Below are 15,575 nucleotides of genomic sequence, written 5' to 3'. Positions count from 1 at the left end.
ATGGAGGCGGAACCCGGAGTCGAACCGAGGTAGACGGATTTGCAATCCGCTGCATGGCCACTCTGCCATTCCGCCTTATTATCTAAAGTTTGGAGCGAGTAACGAGGTTCGAACTCGTGACCTCGACCTTGGCAAGGTCGCGCTCTACCAGCTGAGCTATACTCGCATCACTAAAATGCGTTCTGACTTAGTTGAAATCGATTCTGACGAACTCGCGTCTTATTAATTCCAGCTTAGCTATACTCGCAAACTTTATAAAAAGTTGACCTGATATTTGATTGGAGCGAGTAACGAGGTTCGAACTCGTGACCTCGACCTTGGCAAGGTCGCGCTCTACCAGCTGAGCTATACTCGCATCTCTAAATGCGTTCTTACTTAGTTGAAATTAAATAAGACGAGGTTGCGTCCTTCTAATTCCAGCTGAGCTATACTCGCAATCAAATGGTGCCCGGGGCCGGACTTGAACCGGCACGCTGTTACCAGCGAGGGATTTTAAATCCCTTGTGTCTACCAATTCCACCACCCGGGCATCGGGTCTACAAAAGCGTTAGATTGGAGCGAGTAACGAGGTTCGAACTCGTGACCTCGACCTTGGCAAGGTCGCGCTCTACCAGCTGAGCTATACTCGCATCACTAATGCATTGTTAACTAGTTGAAACCATTAAGAAGCTAGGTCGCGTCTTTCTAATTCCAGCTGAGCTATACTCGCATCGTTTTCTTCAAACGAAGAAAGAGAAAAATCTCTAATCTAAATGGTGCCCGGGGCCGGACTTGAACCGGCACGCTGTTACCAGCGAGGGATTTTAAATCCCTTGTGTCTACCAATTCCACCACCCGGGCATCGGGTTTGCTTTCGCATGTGGAGTGTTGAGAAATGGAGGCGGAACCCGGAGTCGAACCGAGGTAGACGGATTTGCAATCCGCTGCATGGCCACTCTGCCATTCCGCCGGTCTAATTAAAGATTGGAGCGAGTAACGAGGTTCGAACTCGTGACCTCGACCTTGGCAAGGTCGCGCTCTACCAGCTGAGCTATACTCGCATCATTAATGCAATTTTAACGGAGTTGAAACTTTTTAAGACTTGGTAGCGTCTTTCTAGTTCCAGCTGAGTTATACTCGCAATCTTTAATTTCAAAGGCGTGCTGCCCTCTCAACACGGACGCATTCTACAGAAGTTACGAAACGCGTCAACATAAAAAATGAATGTTTTTAATCGTTTGTTCAAAATTTATCTAAACTGCTCTGAATATAAGCACATAGAGCTAAGATTTAGTCAGTTCTGCCTTCGCAGCATACAAATATGCAAGCATTGAGGTGACCGTTAGCAAAGTAGCAATAGCCAAAAGTACATAACTAAGTGTCACCATCCAAGGCGCGTATTGCCAGATTAAGCCGATAATGGCCAGCATTTGCGCAGCTGTTTTAAACTTACCTAATGATGACACCGCCACTTCACTACGTTTGCCTAATTCAGCCATCCATTCTCTCAGTGCAGAGATAACAATTTCTCGACTGATAATGATCACAGCGGCAATCGTAACAAAATAGTTTTGGTAATAGGTTGCCAAAATGACTAATGCAACGCTCACCATCACCTTATCTGCGACAGGATCGAGAAATGCACCAAAAGGCGTTGACTGTTCTAATTTGCGAGCAAGGTAACCATCTAAAATATCGGTCACCGAAGCAAGCCAGAAAATAAATGCAGCAGCAAAAAAAGCCCAAGAGAAAGGCAAATAAAACAAAACTGCAAATACAGGAATGAGAAACAACCTAAATGTTGTAAGCGTGTTTGGAATATTCCACATAACTACTAAGTGAGATCTTTTTCTTTATGTTCGCATGAATGCTTAAGCTTTGTCATGCAAATGATTAAATATCTTTTCAGCCGTTTGCGGGCTGATCCCTGGAACTTGTTTAAGCTGGTGGATATTAGCAGACTTTACGCCTTGCATCCCCCCCAAGTATTTTAACAACGCCTGACGACGTTTGTGACCGACTCCTTCTATTTCCTCCAGCACAGACTGAGTGCGTTGTTTTTGCCTTTTATTACGGTGCCCCGCAATAGCAAAACGGTGAGATTCATCACGAATGTGTTGTATCAAGTGCAGCGCCGGTGAATCGCTATCCAAATTGACCGTTCTTCTTCCGCCGTCGATGAGTAAAGTTTCTAAACCTGGCTTGCGACTGGTGCCTTTAGCAACCCCGACGAGCAATGGTAACTTATCGAGTGACCAATCGGCAAAAAATGCTTCCGCTCTGCCCAACTGCCCTTTACCACCATCAATAAATATCACATCGGGTACTTTGTTTTCATCCTGCAACTTGCCATAACGCTTATTAAGCGCAAAGTCCATCGCCGCGTAATCATCCCCCGGCGTGATCCCCGTTACATTGAAGCGTCGATACTCTTTGTTATTTGGCCCTTGTGCATCAAAAACGACACATGAAGCCACGGTGTTTTCCCCCATGGTATGACTAATGTCAAAACACTCCATGCGCTGAATATCACTCAATTGCAATGCGTCTTTGAGCAAGGCATAGCGTTTGTTAATAGAATCTTGGGCACTTTGTTTTACAGCGATACTATTGGCGGCATTTTTATTCGCCAGCGCCAAATATTGTGCTCGCTCTGAACGTACTTGAGCCTTCAATTGTACTTTTCTATCCGCAACTTCGCTAAGTGCGTCGCTAAGCTCTTGCTGTTCGGTTAAAGCAAATGGAAGAACAATTTCTTTCGCAATACGGCTATTGCTACCACCACTCAAATAATATTGTCCAATAAATGAGGTTAAGATCTCGTCTGTTTGTGAATCTTTCGGTACTTTAGGGAAATAAGTTTTAGTGCCAAGCACCTTATGTTCTCTGATCATCAACATGTGAATGGCACACAAACCATTTTGTTGCACAAAGCCAATCACATCCATTTCCGCAAAGTTACCGGCAACGGATTGCTGCTCTTGCATTTGTCTGAGCAACGCAATCTGATCTCTGTATTTTGCAGCCAATTCAAAGTTCAGTGCCATGCTCGCCGCTTCCATTCTTGCAACTAACGTCGCAATCACCTGCTGTGATTTGCCATTTAGAAATTGACGCACCATATCAACTTGATCTTGATACTCTTCGTCCGTGACTTTATCCACGCATGGTGCTGAACAGCGTTTTAGCTGATACTGTAAGCATGGACGACTACGCGCACGATAATAAGCATCTTCGCATTGGCGTACAGGGAAAATTTTTTGCATTAGACGCAGGCTTTCGGAGACGGCAGCACTACTCGGGAAAGGGCCAAAATATTCCCCTTTGTTTTTTCGCGCACCACGATGAAAAGCAAGCCTAGGGTGTTTATGCCCACTTAAGAAAATATAAGGATACGATTTATCGTCTCTGAGCAATATATTGTATCTTGGCTGGTACTTTTTGATCAGATTGTTTTCGAGTAGCAGCGCTTCTGTTTCTGTGTTCGTTAAGGTGACTTCGATATGCCGGATATTGCTAACCAAAACGATCGTTTTGCTATCAGTCAAATTGCTGCGAAAGTAACTAGAAACGCGTTTCTTTAGATTTTTGGCTTTGCCAACATAAATAACCTGACGTTCATCGTCATACATACGATAAACACCAGGCTCTGTGCTTAGGGTTTTGAGAAATGCTTTGTGATCAAATACGGCCATCAAAATGATAGATTAGTGTGTAGTATCAATGTCTATCATTTTATGACGAATTGCTAAATGTGTTAACTCTACATCGCCACCCACGTTCAATTTTTCAAACATACGATAGCGATAGCTATTGACCGTTTTAGAACTGAGATTCAATCGCTCAGCGATGTCTTGAGCTTTTTCACCTTTGGTGATCATCAACATAATCTGCAATTCACGCTCCGACAAAGTTTGAAACGGATTTTCATCATTACGACCGCTAAATTGCGCAAGAGCTATTTGCTGTGCAATTTCAGGGGCAATATACCTCTGCCCTGCGTTTACCGCTCGAATCGCATTGATCATTTCATCCGGGCCTGCGCCTTTTGTCAGATATCCGTGAGCACCAATTTGCATTACTTTGCTGGGGAAAGGGTCTTCACAATGTACAGTTAAAACTATCACTTTCACATCAGGGCAATAACGACAAATTTTCTTTGTTGCTTCTAATCCGCCAATACCTGGCATGTTCATATCCATTAACACAATATCTGGTTCATTCTGGCGACAAAATGTCACTGCTTCTTCACCAGTTTTAGCCTCACCGACCACTTTGAAGCCACGCACATCGTCCAATATGCGTTTAATACCTGTTCTCACAAGCTCATGATCATCAACTAAAAGTACGTTAATCAATAGCACATCCCCTTACTGTTACATTTGTATATATGGCCCCGAAAAACAACTTGTTCAGAGTACCATATAAATATATAAATTTATAAATATTCATGCACTTAAACGTAATAAATTTACAAAGCAATGACGTGTCTTTGACACGCACTTTACCATTGAGTTTAGTGCAATATTTTAGACTATGCGCGCTGAGAAAAACGATTCACCCATAAAGCAATCACCCCATCACCTGTTACATTACAAGCTGTACCAAAACTATCTTGCGCTAAGTACAGTGCTATCATGAGCGCAACGGCCGCTTCATTAAATCCAAGCATAGAAGTTAACAGGCCAAGTGCTGACATCACCGCGCCGCCAGGAGCGCCAGGCGCGGCAATCATCACAATACCTAACATGAAAATAAAGGGTAACATTTGCACAATTGAAGGCACTGCCATCGAAGGAGACAGTAACATCACTGCCATCGCACAGGTGACGATAGTGATGGTTGAACCTGACAAATGAATAGTTGCACAAAGTGGCACAGAAAAATTGGCTACTTCGTCTTTTACACCATTTGCTTTACTTGCTCGCAGTGAAACTGGAATGGTTGCGGCACTCGACATAGTACCGATAGCAGTAAAATAAGCGGGCAACATATTTTTTATAAGCTCTATTGGGCTGCGTTTAAGGAGTAAACCAGTAACAACATAAAGCACTGTGAGCCATAACCAGTGCATTAAAATTGCCGCGATAAGTACGATGCCGAACGTGCTCAGCGTATCAACAACAGTACCTGCCACCGTCATTTCAGCAAACACACCTGCAATGTAAAATGGCAACGCTGGAATAATCACCTTAGCAAGCAACGCGTCAATCACATCGCGACCTTGATCTGTCACGTCTTTAAGCGATGTAAGATTTAACTGACTGATACCAATACCAAAAATAAACGCACTCACTAGCGCAGTCATTACCCCCATTAATGGAGGGATCTCAAGGTCAATAAATCCTTTTAGCTCTGTTGCCGTTGTTGCTTCATAGCTTATTGCACCATCAAAAAAAGGTATGAAGGCATTGACTAAAAGTACCGCCAGCGTACCAGCAACAATCGTTGAGCCATAGGCAAAACCAACTGTCTTTCCTAATAAATGCCCTGAGCCTTTAGGTAACCCAGCAATACCAGAAGCAATGAAAAATAGAATTATCAAGGGGATAGTAAAGCTGATCAGTTGTCCAATGATAACCTTTGCTGTATATAACAATTCAACCAAAAACGTTGGAAAGTAAAATCCAGCAATGATACCGCCTACAATACCAGCAATAAGTTTAAGAATTAACGACATAATGATTCTCTAACTAAAATGATGCGTTGTTTTATCACGTTTCACTGCGTGATTGCCATAATTAGAGTCGTAACTCGTGTAAACTGTTGTAAAAGCCGCAGCATGTATGGTTAAAATCATTTAACTTGTTAAATAGCAACCTATCGCGAATACTCTATTAACATAAACAATAAATCATTAAAATGGGCGCTAGAGTCGCTGCTATTCAAACTAGAAAAATGATAAAAAAGTTAATATTTACAATAAGCTCAGCATTCTCGCTGGCCGCAAATGCAAATTCACCGATACCAACAACCTCAATCCCATTTGTAAATCATTCAGCAATAATTGATGGCAAGCTAGATGAACCTCACTGGCGTTTGGCAAAAAAGATACCCATCGACAACATTACTTGGCCGCAAGAAAACTTACCCAGCCCAGTCAAAACCACGGCCTATGTTTACGAAAATGGGCAATCTCTTTTTGTGGCATTTGATGCAAGAGATCCCCGCCCCGAGCAAATTAGAGCATTTTTTAGAGACAGAGATAAAGGATGGAATGACGATCTTGTTGGGATCAAAATAGACTCTTTTAACAACGCTAAGAGCGCCTACCAATTTTTCATCAATCCATTTGGTGTACAAATTGACTCCATTGAAAATGAGCTTAACAAAACTGAAGACAATTCTTGGAATGGCATTTGGGGTAGTGCTGGCGAGGTTAACAGTCAAGGATATACTGTTGAAGTCGAAATTCCTCTACGTGTACTCAACTTCAATGATAGCCAGCAAGTTAAAACTATGGCTATGGAGTTTGTACGATTCTTGCCGCGGGATCAGCGCTTGCGTTTATCGAGTATGCAACTCTCGCACGCTAATAATTGTTGGATCTGCCAGATGCCGCAATATTCAGGATTTGAGCAAGCAAAACAGGGGAATAACATTGCGGTGATCCCGTCATTAGTACTGAGCAAGTCGCAAACAAGAGACATTGATGGCAGTAGTATCGAGCCATGGAAAGATGACGATAAAACAGAGCCAGGCCTTGATGTAAAGTGGGCAATAACACCCGACACCACACTCAATGCAACACTCAACCCCGACTTCTCCCAAGTTGAAGCCGACACGGGCCAATTAAGTGTCAATGATAGTTTCAGTTTATTTTTCCCTGAAAAACGCGCCTTTTTCCTAGATAATGCCGATTACTATTCATCACATTTAAACCTCATTCATACCCGTAATATCGCAACACCCGATTACGGCTTAAAATTATCAGGCAGCAAATCAGGTCATACTTTTGGCGCTTTTGTGACGAACGATGAACATTTGAACGTCATGGTCCCAGGCAACTTAGGATCGAGTATTGTGTCTTTAGAGCAAGACAGCAGCAATGCAGCGCTTCGTTATCGCTTTGACATGGATAACACATTATCAATTGGTTCCACCGCTACATTACGTGATAGTGACGGTTATCGTAACCATGTACTGAGTTTAGACAGCAAATACCAGCCCACTGAAGCCGATACATTCAAACTCCAATTTGTTGGTTCAAAAACCACATACAGCGATGCATTTATTAACGAGCTTTGCGACGGAGACGAAGGCGACTGTGCTCAGCCCCCCGCCGAGCGCTGTATTCAAAGTGAAGAGTGTGATTTTAATGAAAGCGTATTGCGCGTTTTGCATAAAGATTCATTGCAAGGCATTGGCTATTTTCTTAATTACGAGCACAACACAAAGCATTGGCGGGCCTTTACGAGCTATCAAAGCTACGATGATCAGCTTCGTACTGATTTAGGTTTTCAATCGCAAGTCGATTTCAATAAATTTCTGACTGGATTTGAATACCGCTGGTATGGTGACAAAAGTCACTGGTGGAACAGAGCCCGCTGGTATACCGACTGGGATATCACCCACAATGACAAAGGTACTTTGTTAGAAAAAGAGATACAAACTAACCTTGCAATCGATGGACCTTTACAAAGCTTCCTAGACTTTGGCGTTGAACACCGAAAGCGCACGGGACTTAGACATAATAAAGCCGATTTAAGCATTGAAAATAACACCGACTTATTCAGCGAAAATACACTATGGACCTATCTTGAGTTCAAACCAATCTCAGGGTTATTTGCTAGCTTGAACCTGCGTACTGGTAATAAGGTGGATTTAGCTAACAATCGAGTAGGACAAATGCGTTTTGCCCGTCCAGTGCTAAATTGGAATTTAGGTAAACATTTTGAAGTCAATCTGCGTCACAGTTACGAAACACTGGATGCCGAAGGCGCCAACGTGTATACAGCCAATCTGACCGACTTAAGGCTGACTTACCAATTCGATATTAATAGCTATCTGCGTATTGCGGTTATCAATACAAAGATTGATAGAAACGTCAGCAACTATTTAGATGAAGTTGATGCCACATACAAAGGCTTGAGTACACAATTACTTTATTCATATAAGTTAAATCCACAAACCGTGTTTTTTGCGGGCTATGCTGATAATGGCTATCAAGATGATGACTTATCAAAAATAACCAAGGACCGGAAAACATTCTTTGCCAAGTTTAGTTATGCGTGGCTTATGTAAAGATATAAAAAAACTTGTTTATATTACATTTGGCTATAAGCTTAATTGATATATCTTATAGCCATTCTTTCCTTCAATTTTGCTATAAGCTAAGTAAAGTGTGATGTTAAGTAAAACCTAGAGCACCTAAGGGAACACAATGTCAAAAGTATTCGCAGATAACAGCCTAAGTATTGGCCAAACTCCGATTGTAAAACTAAACCGCGTTACAGGTGGTAACGTTTATGCAAAAATCGAAGCTCGTAACCCTAGCTTCAGCGTAAAATGCCGTATTGGTGCTTCTATGATCTGGGAAGCAGAAAAAGCTGGCCTACTGACTGAAGGCAAAGAACTTATCGAACCTACGTCAGGCAACACAGGTATTGCATTGGCATTTGTTGCGGCTTCTCGTGGCTACAAGCTCACCCTAACAATGCCTAACACAATGAGCCTTGAGCGTCGTAAGTTACTAAAAGCACTAGGTGCAAATTTGGTACTTACCGAGGGTGCTAAAGGTATGAAGGGCGCGATTGAAAAAGCGAACGAGATCCAAGCAAGCAACCCTGAAAAATACATCTTGTTACAACAGTTTGAAAACCCTGCGAACCCTAAAATTCACTTCGAGACAACTGGCCCTGAAATCTTCGAAGCAATGGAAGGTAAAGTAGACTACTTCGTAGCAGGCGTTGGTACTGGCGGTACAATCACCGGCACAACACGTTACCTTAAGCAAGAGAAAGGCTTAGATGTTAAAGCAATTGCTGTAGAGCCTGTAGACTCTCCAGTTATTACGCAAACCCTAGCAGGTGAAGAAGTAAAACCAGGTCCTCACAAAATCCAAGGTATCGGTGCAGGCTTCATTCCGGGCAACCTAGATCTTGAGTTGATCGATGGTACTGAACTAGTGTCTAACGAAGATGCCATCGCAATGGCGCACCAACTCATGAAAGATGAAGGTATTCTAGTAGGTATTTCATCGGGTGCAGCGGTTGTCGCGGCTAAGCGTATTGCAGAAAAACCAGAAAATGCAGATAAGAACATTGTTGTTATTTTACCAAGTGCAACTGAGCGTTACTTATCTAGCCCACTTTTTGCGGATGAATTTTCTGAACAAGAGTTAGTACAGTAATCATAACTGTTTCGAAAAGCCGGCTAGTCATGCCGGCTTTTTTGTACCCGTATTTACGTGGCAAACTCATCGTGATTCTCTACACTACGGGTATGCATGTTAAAAAAGTGGTGACTCAAACTATGCGATTTGTTCTTGCTCTATTGTGTGTTTTTATCATACCAACCTATGCCAGTGATGTTGTAAACGTCGGCTACTTTAAAGACTCAAGTTATCACCTCGTTCAGGGCAATCCATATAAAAATGGTTATTTGTATAATGCACAAGGCAATAAAACAACATTACATTTGGTAACGCTAGATTGGCCGCCTTATATCGGGCAAGACCTGTGCAACAAAGGCTGGGTCTTTCAATTTTCAGTATCGCTGCTTGCCGATCAAGGCTATCCCGTGTATGTCGAATTTTTACCTTGGGCTCGCGCAGTCAGAGATGTTGAAACAGGCAAAGCCGATATTCTCATGCCCGAGTATTACATTGAAGATTCAGCCCCTTCGGACTACATCAACGGCAAAACCCGCCGAGAGGTGCTCGCGCTTTCCAACTCTTTTCCCGGCGGTGAAATTGGCTTTTTAAAAAGAAAAGGCGATAAAGACCGTTTTGATGGAAATCTGCGCTCTTTAAAAGGCACCAAAATTGGTGTTGTAAGGGGCTATCAAAACACACCCGAGTTTGACGCCATGATGGACAATGGAGAGTTTGTCATTGTAGAAGCCGTGGATGACTTACAACTGGTTAAGTTGTTGGTCGGAAAGCGCGTTGACTTAATCATTGGCGATCCAAAAGTGCTGCGTTTCACCGTTAACTATTCTGATTTATCAAAACCGGACAAAGTCACCCTACTGAGCAACATTGAAAACGAAACTAAGCCTTTGCAATATAACCACCTATATTTTGCTTTAAGCAAGAAAAAAGACAACTGGCGTGAACTACTGGAAGATATTAATCAGAGTCTATACAAATTTAACAATAGCGGTGAAACAAGCAGAATCATCGAAATGGGCAATACCGAATGCTACTAAAAAAGCGCCATTACGGCGCTTTTTTAGTCACTTGTTGCTTTATAATTCTGACTGTACTTTTTTAAATAGAGCAACAATGGGTTCTTTTGGTTCAGACGTCGCCAAGCTGACACTTATAATAGCCAACGTTGATACTATAAACCCAGGGACAATTTCGTAAATAATTGCGCTCAGCGCCTCACCATTCACTGTGATTGGCGCATATATCCATATCAATACCGTTGCAGCACCACTCACCATGCCAGCCAAGGCACCCGCAAAGTTCATACGCTGCCAAAACAGGCTAAGTAAAACTAACGGTCCGAACGCCGCGCCAAAGCCTGCCCAAGCGTTACTTACCAAGCTTAAAATTGAGCTGTCACGATCATACGCCAAATAAATTGCACACAAGGCTACCGCCGCAACACTGATACGACCAACAAGTACAAGCTCTTTGTCTGTCGCGTCTCTACGAACAAAAATTTTGTAGAAGTCTTCCGTTAGAGAGCTTGAACTCACTAACAATTGCGATGAAATAGTACTCATGATTGCTGCCAAAATAGCTGCCAACAAAAAGCCAGCTATCAATGGATGAAATAGCAGCTCTGACAAAATCAAGAATATGGTCTCAGGATCATCAACAACTATGCCTTTTTCATAAGAATAGGCTGCGCCAAACAATCCGGTGCCAACTGCGCCCAATGCTGCGATGATCATCCAACTCATACCAATGCGACGCGCCGTCGGCATATCTTTCACACTACGTACCGACATAAAACGCACGATGATGTGCGGTTGACCAAAATAACCTAACCCCCAAGACATCGCAGAGACAATTCCGATCGCCCCACCCGCGCCAACCCACGTGAGCATATCTGGATTAACCGCATTTAAAGTAGATGATAAAGGCGCATCAAGAAGCGAATACGTAACAACGGGTACCAAGATCAGTGCCACAAACATGATGCACCCTTGTACAAAGTCCGTCAGGCTCACCGCTAAAAAGCCACCAAACAAGGTGTACAACACCACAACACCAGTGGTGATATAAAGCCCAGACTCATAACTCATACCAAACGAGCTTTCGAATAACTTACCACCAGCAACAACACCCGACGAAGTATATAATGTGAAAAATACAATGATGACCAGTGCTGATACAATGCGCAGTGCATTGCCTTTGTCTTCGAAGCGATTTGCAAAATAATCTGGGATGGTGATCGAGTCGTTTGCAAGCTCAGTGTATACACGTAAGCGTGGTGCAACTAAGAAGTAGTTCAACCAAGCACCAATGATTAAGCCTATCGCTATCCATGTACTGCTAAAACCACTCACAAACATAGCACCTGGTAAGCCCATTAAAATCCAGCCACTCATATCTGAAGCACCTGCCGACAATGCAGCAACACTCGGTGGTAAACTACGACCCCCTAACATGTATCCCGATACGTCGCTGGTAGACTTACGATAAGCATATAAACCTATGCCTAACATAACCAAAAAGTACAAGACTAACGAAATAATCGTGCCTAATTCCAAAGTTACCTCCTTCGTTATTGACACTCTACCCAATGACAATTATCCAGACTGCGCTTTTCTTATTGCCATTAAAAAGAGTACCTTATTAGTTTGCCAAAACTATATCATGAATCGTCAGCACACCCCAGCCTAGTCGTAATGACACTAAACATTGTTCAGCTCAAGTACATCATCGTTAGCATAAAAAAGAACCAGCAGTTCGAAGTTGAAATAATGAATTAGAACTAATTTTGACCTATTATTAACATGAGCAAGGTTCGATTTTGTGGTTTTTATGAACTTTTACGCAGCGCGACAACCAATTTTTGATAAGGCCAACAACCCGTTTGGCTATGAAATTTTGTTTCGCAATGGTCCCAATAATGTATTTCCTGGGATCAATGCGGACACCGCGACGTCACAACTGCTTGAGGGAAGCCAATTTTACTTTGAGCTTTCTGAATTAAGTAATAACAAGCCTGCATTTATCAATTTTACCCTGAACACCTTGCTGCTCGGTTATCCATTCATGCTCAAACCCGAGAATATGGTGATAGAAATCATAGAAACAGTTGAGCCCACAAGAAAACTGCTTAATGTCATTAGAGCGTTGCATATTGAACGCTATCGTATTGCGCTAGATCACTACCAACATCAAGCGTCTTGGCGGCACTTTTATCCCTATGTGAAATACCTGAAAATCGACTTAAACACGACGCCTTGGGCAGAAGTCAGCCTGATAAAAAAAGAAATACAAGATTACCCGCATATAAAGCTGATTGCAGAAAAAGTCGAAACCCATGAGCAACTTGAGCTTGCCAAAAAACATGGTTTTGAATTATTTCAAGGTTTCTACTTTGCCAAGCCTGAAATGCTCTCTAGTAAGTTACTGAGCGCTAGCGAAATATCTATCACTCGGCTACTCAGTGAAACCACCAATGAATATGTAGACATTAAAAAGCTGACACCTATCTTTGAACGTGATGTTAACCTGTCATACAAGTTGCTTCGCTATACTAACTCTGCCATTTTCAAACGCAGGGCTAAAGTCAGCACCATAAAACAAGCACTTATCACACTTGGCAATAAAGAGCTTAAAAAGTTTTTGTCATTGATATTCGCGGCACAAATTTCCCCAGAAAAGCCCGCAGAACTGGTTAAATTATCACTTTTACGCGCACGCTTCCTTGAGCTACTGGCCCAAGCAAGTAACAACAAGCGCCTCGAAGGCATGGCCTTTCTCACTGGCATGATGTCTTTGATTGATGCCATTAGAGATGAAGATATGGCATCTATTATGGAAAAGCTGCCACTCGTGGATGATATTAAACAAGCCTTGGTGAATGGCTGTGGTGATTTAGCGCAGCTATTAGCGGTTGCAAAGTGTTACGAACAAGCAAATTGGTATGAAGCACAATTGATTTGCCAAACACTCGACATTGACCCAGAACAACTTGGCGCATTTTATAACGATGCGGTGAGCTGGAGTCACGACCAGATGCAAGTCGTCTCTATGGTATAAAGTGTTCGTTAAATTTAAACATTTAATCAGTTGGCACGTCACATAAAGCGCGAGGTGCGACAATCTGTCACATCCCAACGTATTAGAATCTCTATAAAATTCTTCCCATACTAATTTTTGGGGGAATACATGAAAAAGTCTCTTCTTTACATCGCACTCTTTTGTGCAGGAAGTGCGTTAGCACATGACAATAACTTGGAGCACATCGTTGTGCTCGCACCAATGCAATCACCCATTTATGTGCAGACTGACCCAAAACTGCCCAGACAACCACTACCTGCACAAGACGGCGCAGATCTACTCTCGAGCATTTCGGGATTCTCTCTCATTAAGAAAGGCGGCGCTAGCGCCGACCCTATGTTTAGGGGCATGGCCGGCTCGCGATTAAACATCATTGCCAATGGCGGACCAACTCTTGGGGGCTGCGGCAGTCGCATGGACCCGCCAACGGCGTATATCACTCCTCAATCTTATGACTCGTTGAAAGTAATTAAAGGTCCACAAACTGTTTTATATGGCTCTGGCAACAGCGCGGCAACCGTTGTATTTGAGCGTGAGCAAACACGCATGGATGAGCAGCAAATTGAAGGCTTTGTGAATGTCGTTTTGGGCAGCGCACAAAGACAAGGCATCAATACAGACGTAAAAGCGGGCAATCGTGACTACTATGTACGCGCAACGGGCAATATGACGCATGCAGATAATTACGAAGATGGTAGCAACACCGTTATTCATTCTAATTACAAACGCTGGAATGGCGATATAGAGCTTGCTTATACCCCCGAAGATGACAAAACAGTGAGTGTCACGTATGGCCGAAGTGATGGCGAAGTTGCCTATGCAGATCGCATGATGGATGGCAGCTTATTTGATAGAACACATGCAAACATCAAAGCGGATTGGGCAATTGAAAGCAATTTTATCAACAATATTGAGGCACAAATTTACTACAACTATGTTGACCACATCATGGACAACTATAGTCTTAGAGCATTTTCACCAACCATGATGATGGCAAATCCAACAGCCTCTAACCCAGATAGGTTGTCTCTAGGTGGCAAAGTGATGGTGACCGCTGACGTTCGCAGCAAGCATCACATCATAATGGGTTTGGATAACCACCAAGACCGTCATAGAAACCGCGTGAGCCGCTCACAACTTATATCGCCCGTCGAGCAAATGCCGCGAATTAAAGACGGAGAATTTGAAAAAACAGGTATTTTTGCTGAATATGAATATCAATTAGCGCACGACCAACAAGTTGTGAGTGGCCTACGCATTGATAGATGGCAAACAACAGATCACCGCAACAGCATCGCAATGATGAAAAAAGCCATGCCCAATCCAACCGCAAACCTCACGCGTAAAGAGACACTATGGAGTGGCTTTACACGCTACCAACTGCAATCTTCAGATACGAGCTATTTTGCAGGCTTTGGCTTAACCGAACGCTTCCCAGATTACTGGGAACTGATCGGCGGTAGCCGTCAAGCAGTAGATAGCATTAGCACCTTTAATACACGCGCCGAGCAAACCCGCCAATTAGATTTGGGCCTTACTCATGAAAAGAAACAATGGCTAACCTCAGTCTCTGTGTTTTTTAACCGCATAGAGGACTACATACTCATTGATAATGCTTACGGTTCAGCTGGTATGACAAAGTCTGTGGTGCGTAACATTGATGCAAAAACCTATGGTTTTGAAATAGACAGCAAGTTAAACCTGACCAAAAACTGGATAGCAGGCACCAGCATTAACTACGTCAGAGGCCGCAATTTATCGGATGATGCACCGCTTGCACAACAGCCGCCATTACAAGGGCGCTTTACACTGGACTATCAAGCAAAAAGTTGGCGAACAGGTTTACTTTGGCGACTGGTAGCAAAGCAAGATCGCATAGCGATTAATCAAGGCAATATTGCAGGGCAAGATGTCGGCACATCAGCAGGCTTTGGCGTGTTATCAATTAACGCATCATACAGTCAATCAGACAACTTAGATTGGAGTATCGGTATTGATAACCTGCTCGATAAAACCTATGCAGAGCATTTAAGCCGCTCTGGTTCCATGGTTAATGGTTACGAGCAAATTGCAAAAGTGAACGAAGCAGGCATGACACTTTGGGCAAACTTGAATTGGCGCTTTTAACCGAGTACTTTACAGACCTAAACTCATACTTACGAGTTTAGGTCTCACGTTTTGCTTG

Annotated in this window: 10 protein-coding genes and 8 tRNA genes; 5 read left to right on the top strand and 13 right to left on the bottom strand. The window is 43.0% G+C overall.

Annotated elements, in window-relative coordinates; all coding sequences use genetic code 11:
• Nucleotide 1: 1 nt before the first annotated feature.
• From AC5FX4_RS08920 to AC5FX4_RS08865, 12 genes are all read right to left on the bottom strand, one after another.
• Nucleotides 2-75, bottom strand: a tRNA-Cys gene (locus tag AC5FX4_RS08920).
• 15 nt (nucleotides 76-90) lie between these two features.
• Nucleotides 91-166 (bottom strand) — tRNA-Gly (locus AC5FX4_RS08915).
• 113 nt (nucleotides 167-279) lie between these two features.
• A tRNA-Gly gene (locus AC5FX4_RS08910) sits at nucleotides 280-355 on the bottom strand.
• Nucleotides 356-442: 87 nt separating this feature from the next.
• Nucleotides 443-529, bottom strand: a tRNA-Leu gene (locus AC5FX4_RS08905).
• 24 nt (nucleotides 530-553) lie between these two features.
• Nucleotides 554-629, bottom strand: a tRNA-Gly gene (locus AC5FX4_RS08900).
• A 124-nt stretch (nucleotides 630-753) separates the two neighbouring features.
• Nucleotides 754-840, bottom strand: a tRNA-Leu gene (locus tag AC5FX4_RS08895).
• 35 nt (nucleotides 841-875) lie between these two features.
• A tRNA-Cys gene (locus AC5FX4_RS08890) sits at nucleotides 876-949 on the bottom strand.
• 15 nt (nucleotides 950-964) lie between these two features.
• Nucleotides 965-1,040: transfer RNA gene (locus AC5FX4_RS08885), tRNA-Gly, on the bottom strand.
• Nucleotides 1,041-1,262: 222 nt separating this feature from the next.
• A complete protein-coding gene (gene pgsA, locus AC5FX4_RS08880) occupies nucleotides 1,263-1,808 on the bottom strand; it encodes a CDP-diacylglycerol--glycerol-3-phosphate 3-phosphatidyltransferase (RefSeq protein WP_493606072.1) in 546 nt (181 codons plus the stop codon).
• 42 nt (nucleotides 1,809-1,850) lie between these two features.
• Complete coding sequence (gene uvrC / locus AC5FX4_RS08875; RefSeq protein ID WP_493606071.1) at nucleotides 1,851-3,674, bottom strand: excinuclease ABC subunit UvrC; 1,824 nt, start codon at nucleotides 3,672-3,674, stop codon at nucleotides 1,851-1,853.
• A 12-nt stretch (nucleotides 3,675-3,686) separates the two neighbouring features.
• The gene (gene uvrY, locus AC5FX4_RS08870) at nucleotides 3,687-4,337 is read right to left on the bottom strand and encodes a UvrY/SirA/GacA family response regulator transcription factor (RefSeq protein ID WP_476291501.1); all 651 of its coding nucleotides are present in this window, start codon (nucleotides 4,335-4,337) and stop codon (nucleotides 3,687-3,689) included.
• Nucleotides 4,338-4,513: 176 nt separating this feature from the next.
• Nucleotides 4,514-5,659, bottom strand: a complete 1,146-nt coding sequence (locus AC5FX4_RS08865) for a dicarboxylate/amino acid:cation symporter (RefSeq protein WP_493606070.1) — start codon at nucleotides 5,657-5,659, stop codon at nucleotides 4,514-4,516.
• Between the two features lie 218 nt (nucleotides 5,660-5,877).
• On the opposite strand from AC5FX4_RS08865, the gene AC5FX4_RS08860 reads away from it, so the two are divergent.
• The 3 genes from AC5FX4_RS08860 (at nucleotide 5,878) to AC5FX4_RS08850 (ending at nucleotide 10,350) form a co-directional block, all read left to right on the top strand.
• On the top strand, nucleotides 5,878-8,223 hold the full coding sequence (locus tag AC5FX4_RS08860) for a carbohydrate binding family 9 domain-containing protein (RefSeq protein ID WP_493606069.1): 2,346 nt from the start codon (nucleotides 5,878-5,880) through the stop codon (nucleotides 8,221-8,223).
• Between the two features lie 139 nt (nucleotides 8,224-8,362).
• Complete coding sequence (gene cysK / locus AC5FX4_RS08855) at nucleotides 8,363-9,331, top strand: cysteine synthase A (RefSeq protein WP_493606068.1); 969 nt, start codon at nucleotides 8,363-8,365, stop codon at nucleotides 9,329-9,331.
• Nucleotides 9,332-9,453: 122 nt separating this feature from the next.
• The gene (locus AC5FX4_RS08850) at nucleotides 9,454-10,350 is read left to right on the top strand and encodes a substrate-binding periplasmic protein (protein WP_493607796.1); all 897 of its coding nucleotides are present in this window, start codon (nucleotides 9,454-9,456) and stop codon (nucleotides 10,348-10,350) included.
• A gap of 39 nt (nucleotides 10,351-10,389) precedes the next feature.
• Here AC5FX4_RS08850 and putP read toward each other — a convergent pair whose 3' ends face one another.
• Complete coding sequence (gene putP / locus AC5FX4_RS08845) at nucleotides 10,390-11,868, bottom strand: sodium/proline symporter PutP (RefSeq protein ID WP_493606067.1); 1,479 nt, start codon at nucleotides 11,866-11,868, stop codon at nucleotides 10,390-10,392.
• A gap of 274 nt (nucleotides 11,869-12,142) precedes the next feature.
• Here putP and AC5FX4_RS08840 point away from each other — a divergent pair, with 274 nt between their 5' ends.
• Together AC5FX4_RS08840 and AC5FX4_RS08835 are read left to right on the top strand one after the other, a co-directional pair.
• The gene (locus tag AC5FX4_RS08840; protein WP_493606066.1) at nucleotides 12,143-13,369 is read left to right on the top strand and encodes an EAL and HDOD domain-containing protein; all 1,227 of its coding nucleotides are present in this window, start codon (nucleotides 12,143-12,145) and stop codon (nucleotides 13,367-13,369) included.
• 129 nt (nucleotides 13,370-13,498) lie between these two features.
• Nucleotides 13,499-15,517: a TonB-dependent copper receptor gene (locus AC5FX4_RS08835; protein ID WP_493606065.1), complete on the top strand. Its 2,019-nt coding sequence runs from the start codon at nucleotides 13,499-13,501 to the stop codon at nucleotides 15,515-15,517.
• Nucleotides 15,518-15,575 lie beyond the last annotated feature (58 nt).

The organism is Pseudoalteromonas sp. ATL1 (assembly GCF_058933015.1).
Note: the sequence above shows the minus strand (reverse complement) of the source record. Positions and strands in the feature narration are given on the sequence as shown.

Excerpts from the sequence above, each read along its gene's own strand:
- cysK (WP_493606068.1), top strand. The coding sequence starts at position 8,363 with ATGTCAAAAGTATTCGCAGATAACAGCCTAAGTATTGGCCAAACTCCG.
- AC5FX4_RS08860 (WP_493606069.1), top strand. The coding sequence starts at position 5,878 with ATGATAAAAAAGTTAATATTTACAATAAGCTCAGCATTCTCGCTGGCC.
- AC5FX4_RS08865 (WP_493606070.1), bottom strand. The coding sequence starts at position 5,659 with ATGTCGTTAATTCTTAAACTTATTGCTGGTATTGTAGGCGGTATCATT.
- AC5FX4_RS08850 (WP_493607796.1), top strand. The coding sequence starts at position 9,454 with ATGCGATTTGTTCTTGCTCTATTGTGTGTTTTTATCATACCAACCTAT.
- AC5FX4_RS08840 (WP_493606066.1), top strand. The coding sequence starts at position 12,143 with ATGAACTTTTACGCAGCGCGACAACCAATTTTTGATAAGGCCAACAAC.
- AC5FX4_RS08835 (WP_493606065.1), top strand. The coding sequence starts at position 13,499 with ATGAAAAAGTCTCTTCTTTACATCGCACTCTTTTGTGCAGGAAGTGCG.
- uvrC (WP_493606071.1), bottom strand. The coding sequence starts at position 3,674 with ATGGCCGTATTTGATCACAAAGCATTTCTCAAAACCCTAAGCACAGAG.
- pgsA (WP_493606072.1), bottom strand. The coding sequence starts at position 1,808 with ATGTGGAATATTCCAAACACGCTTACAACATTTAGGTTGTTTCTCATT.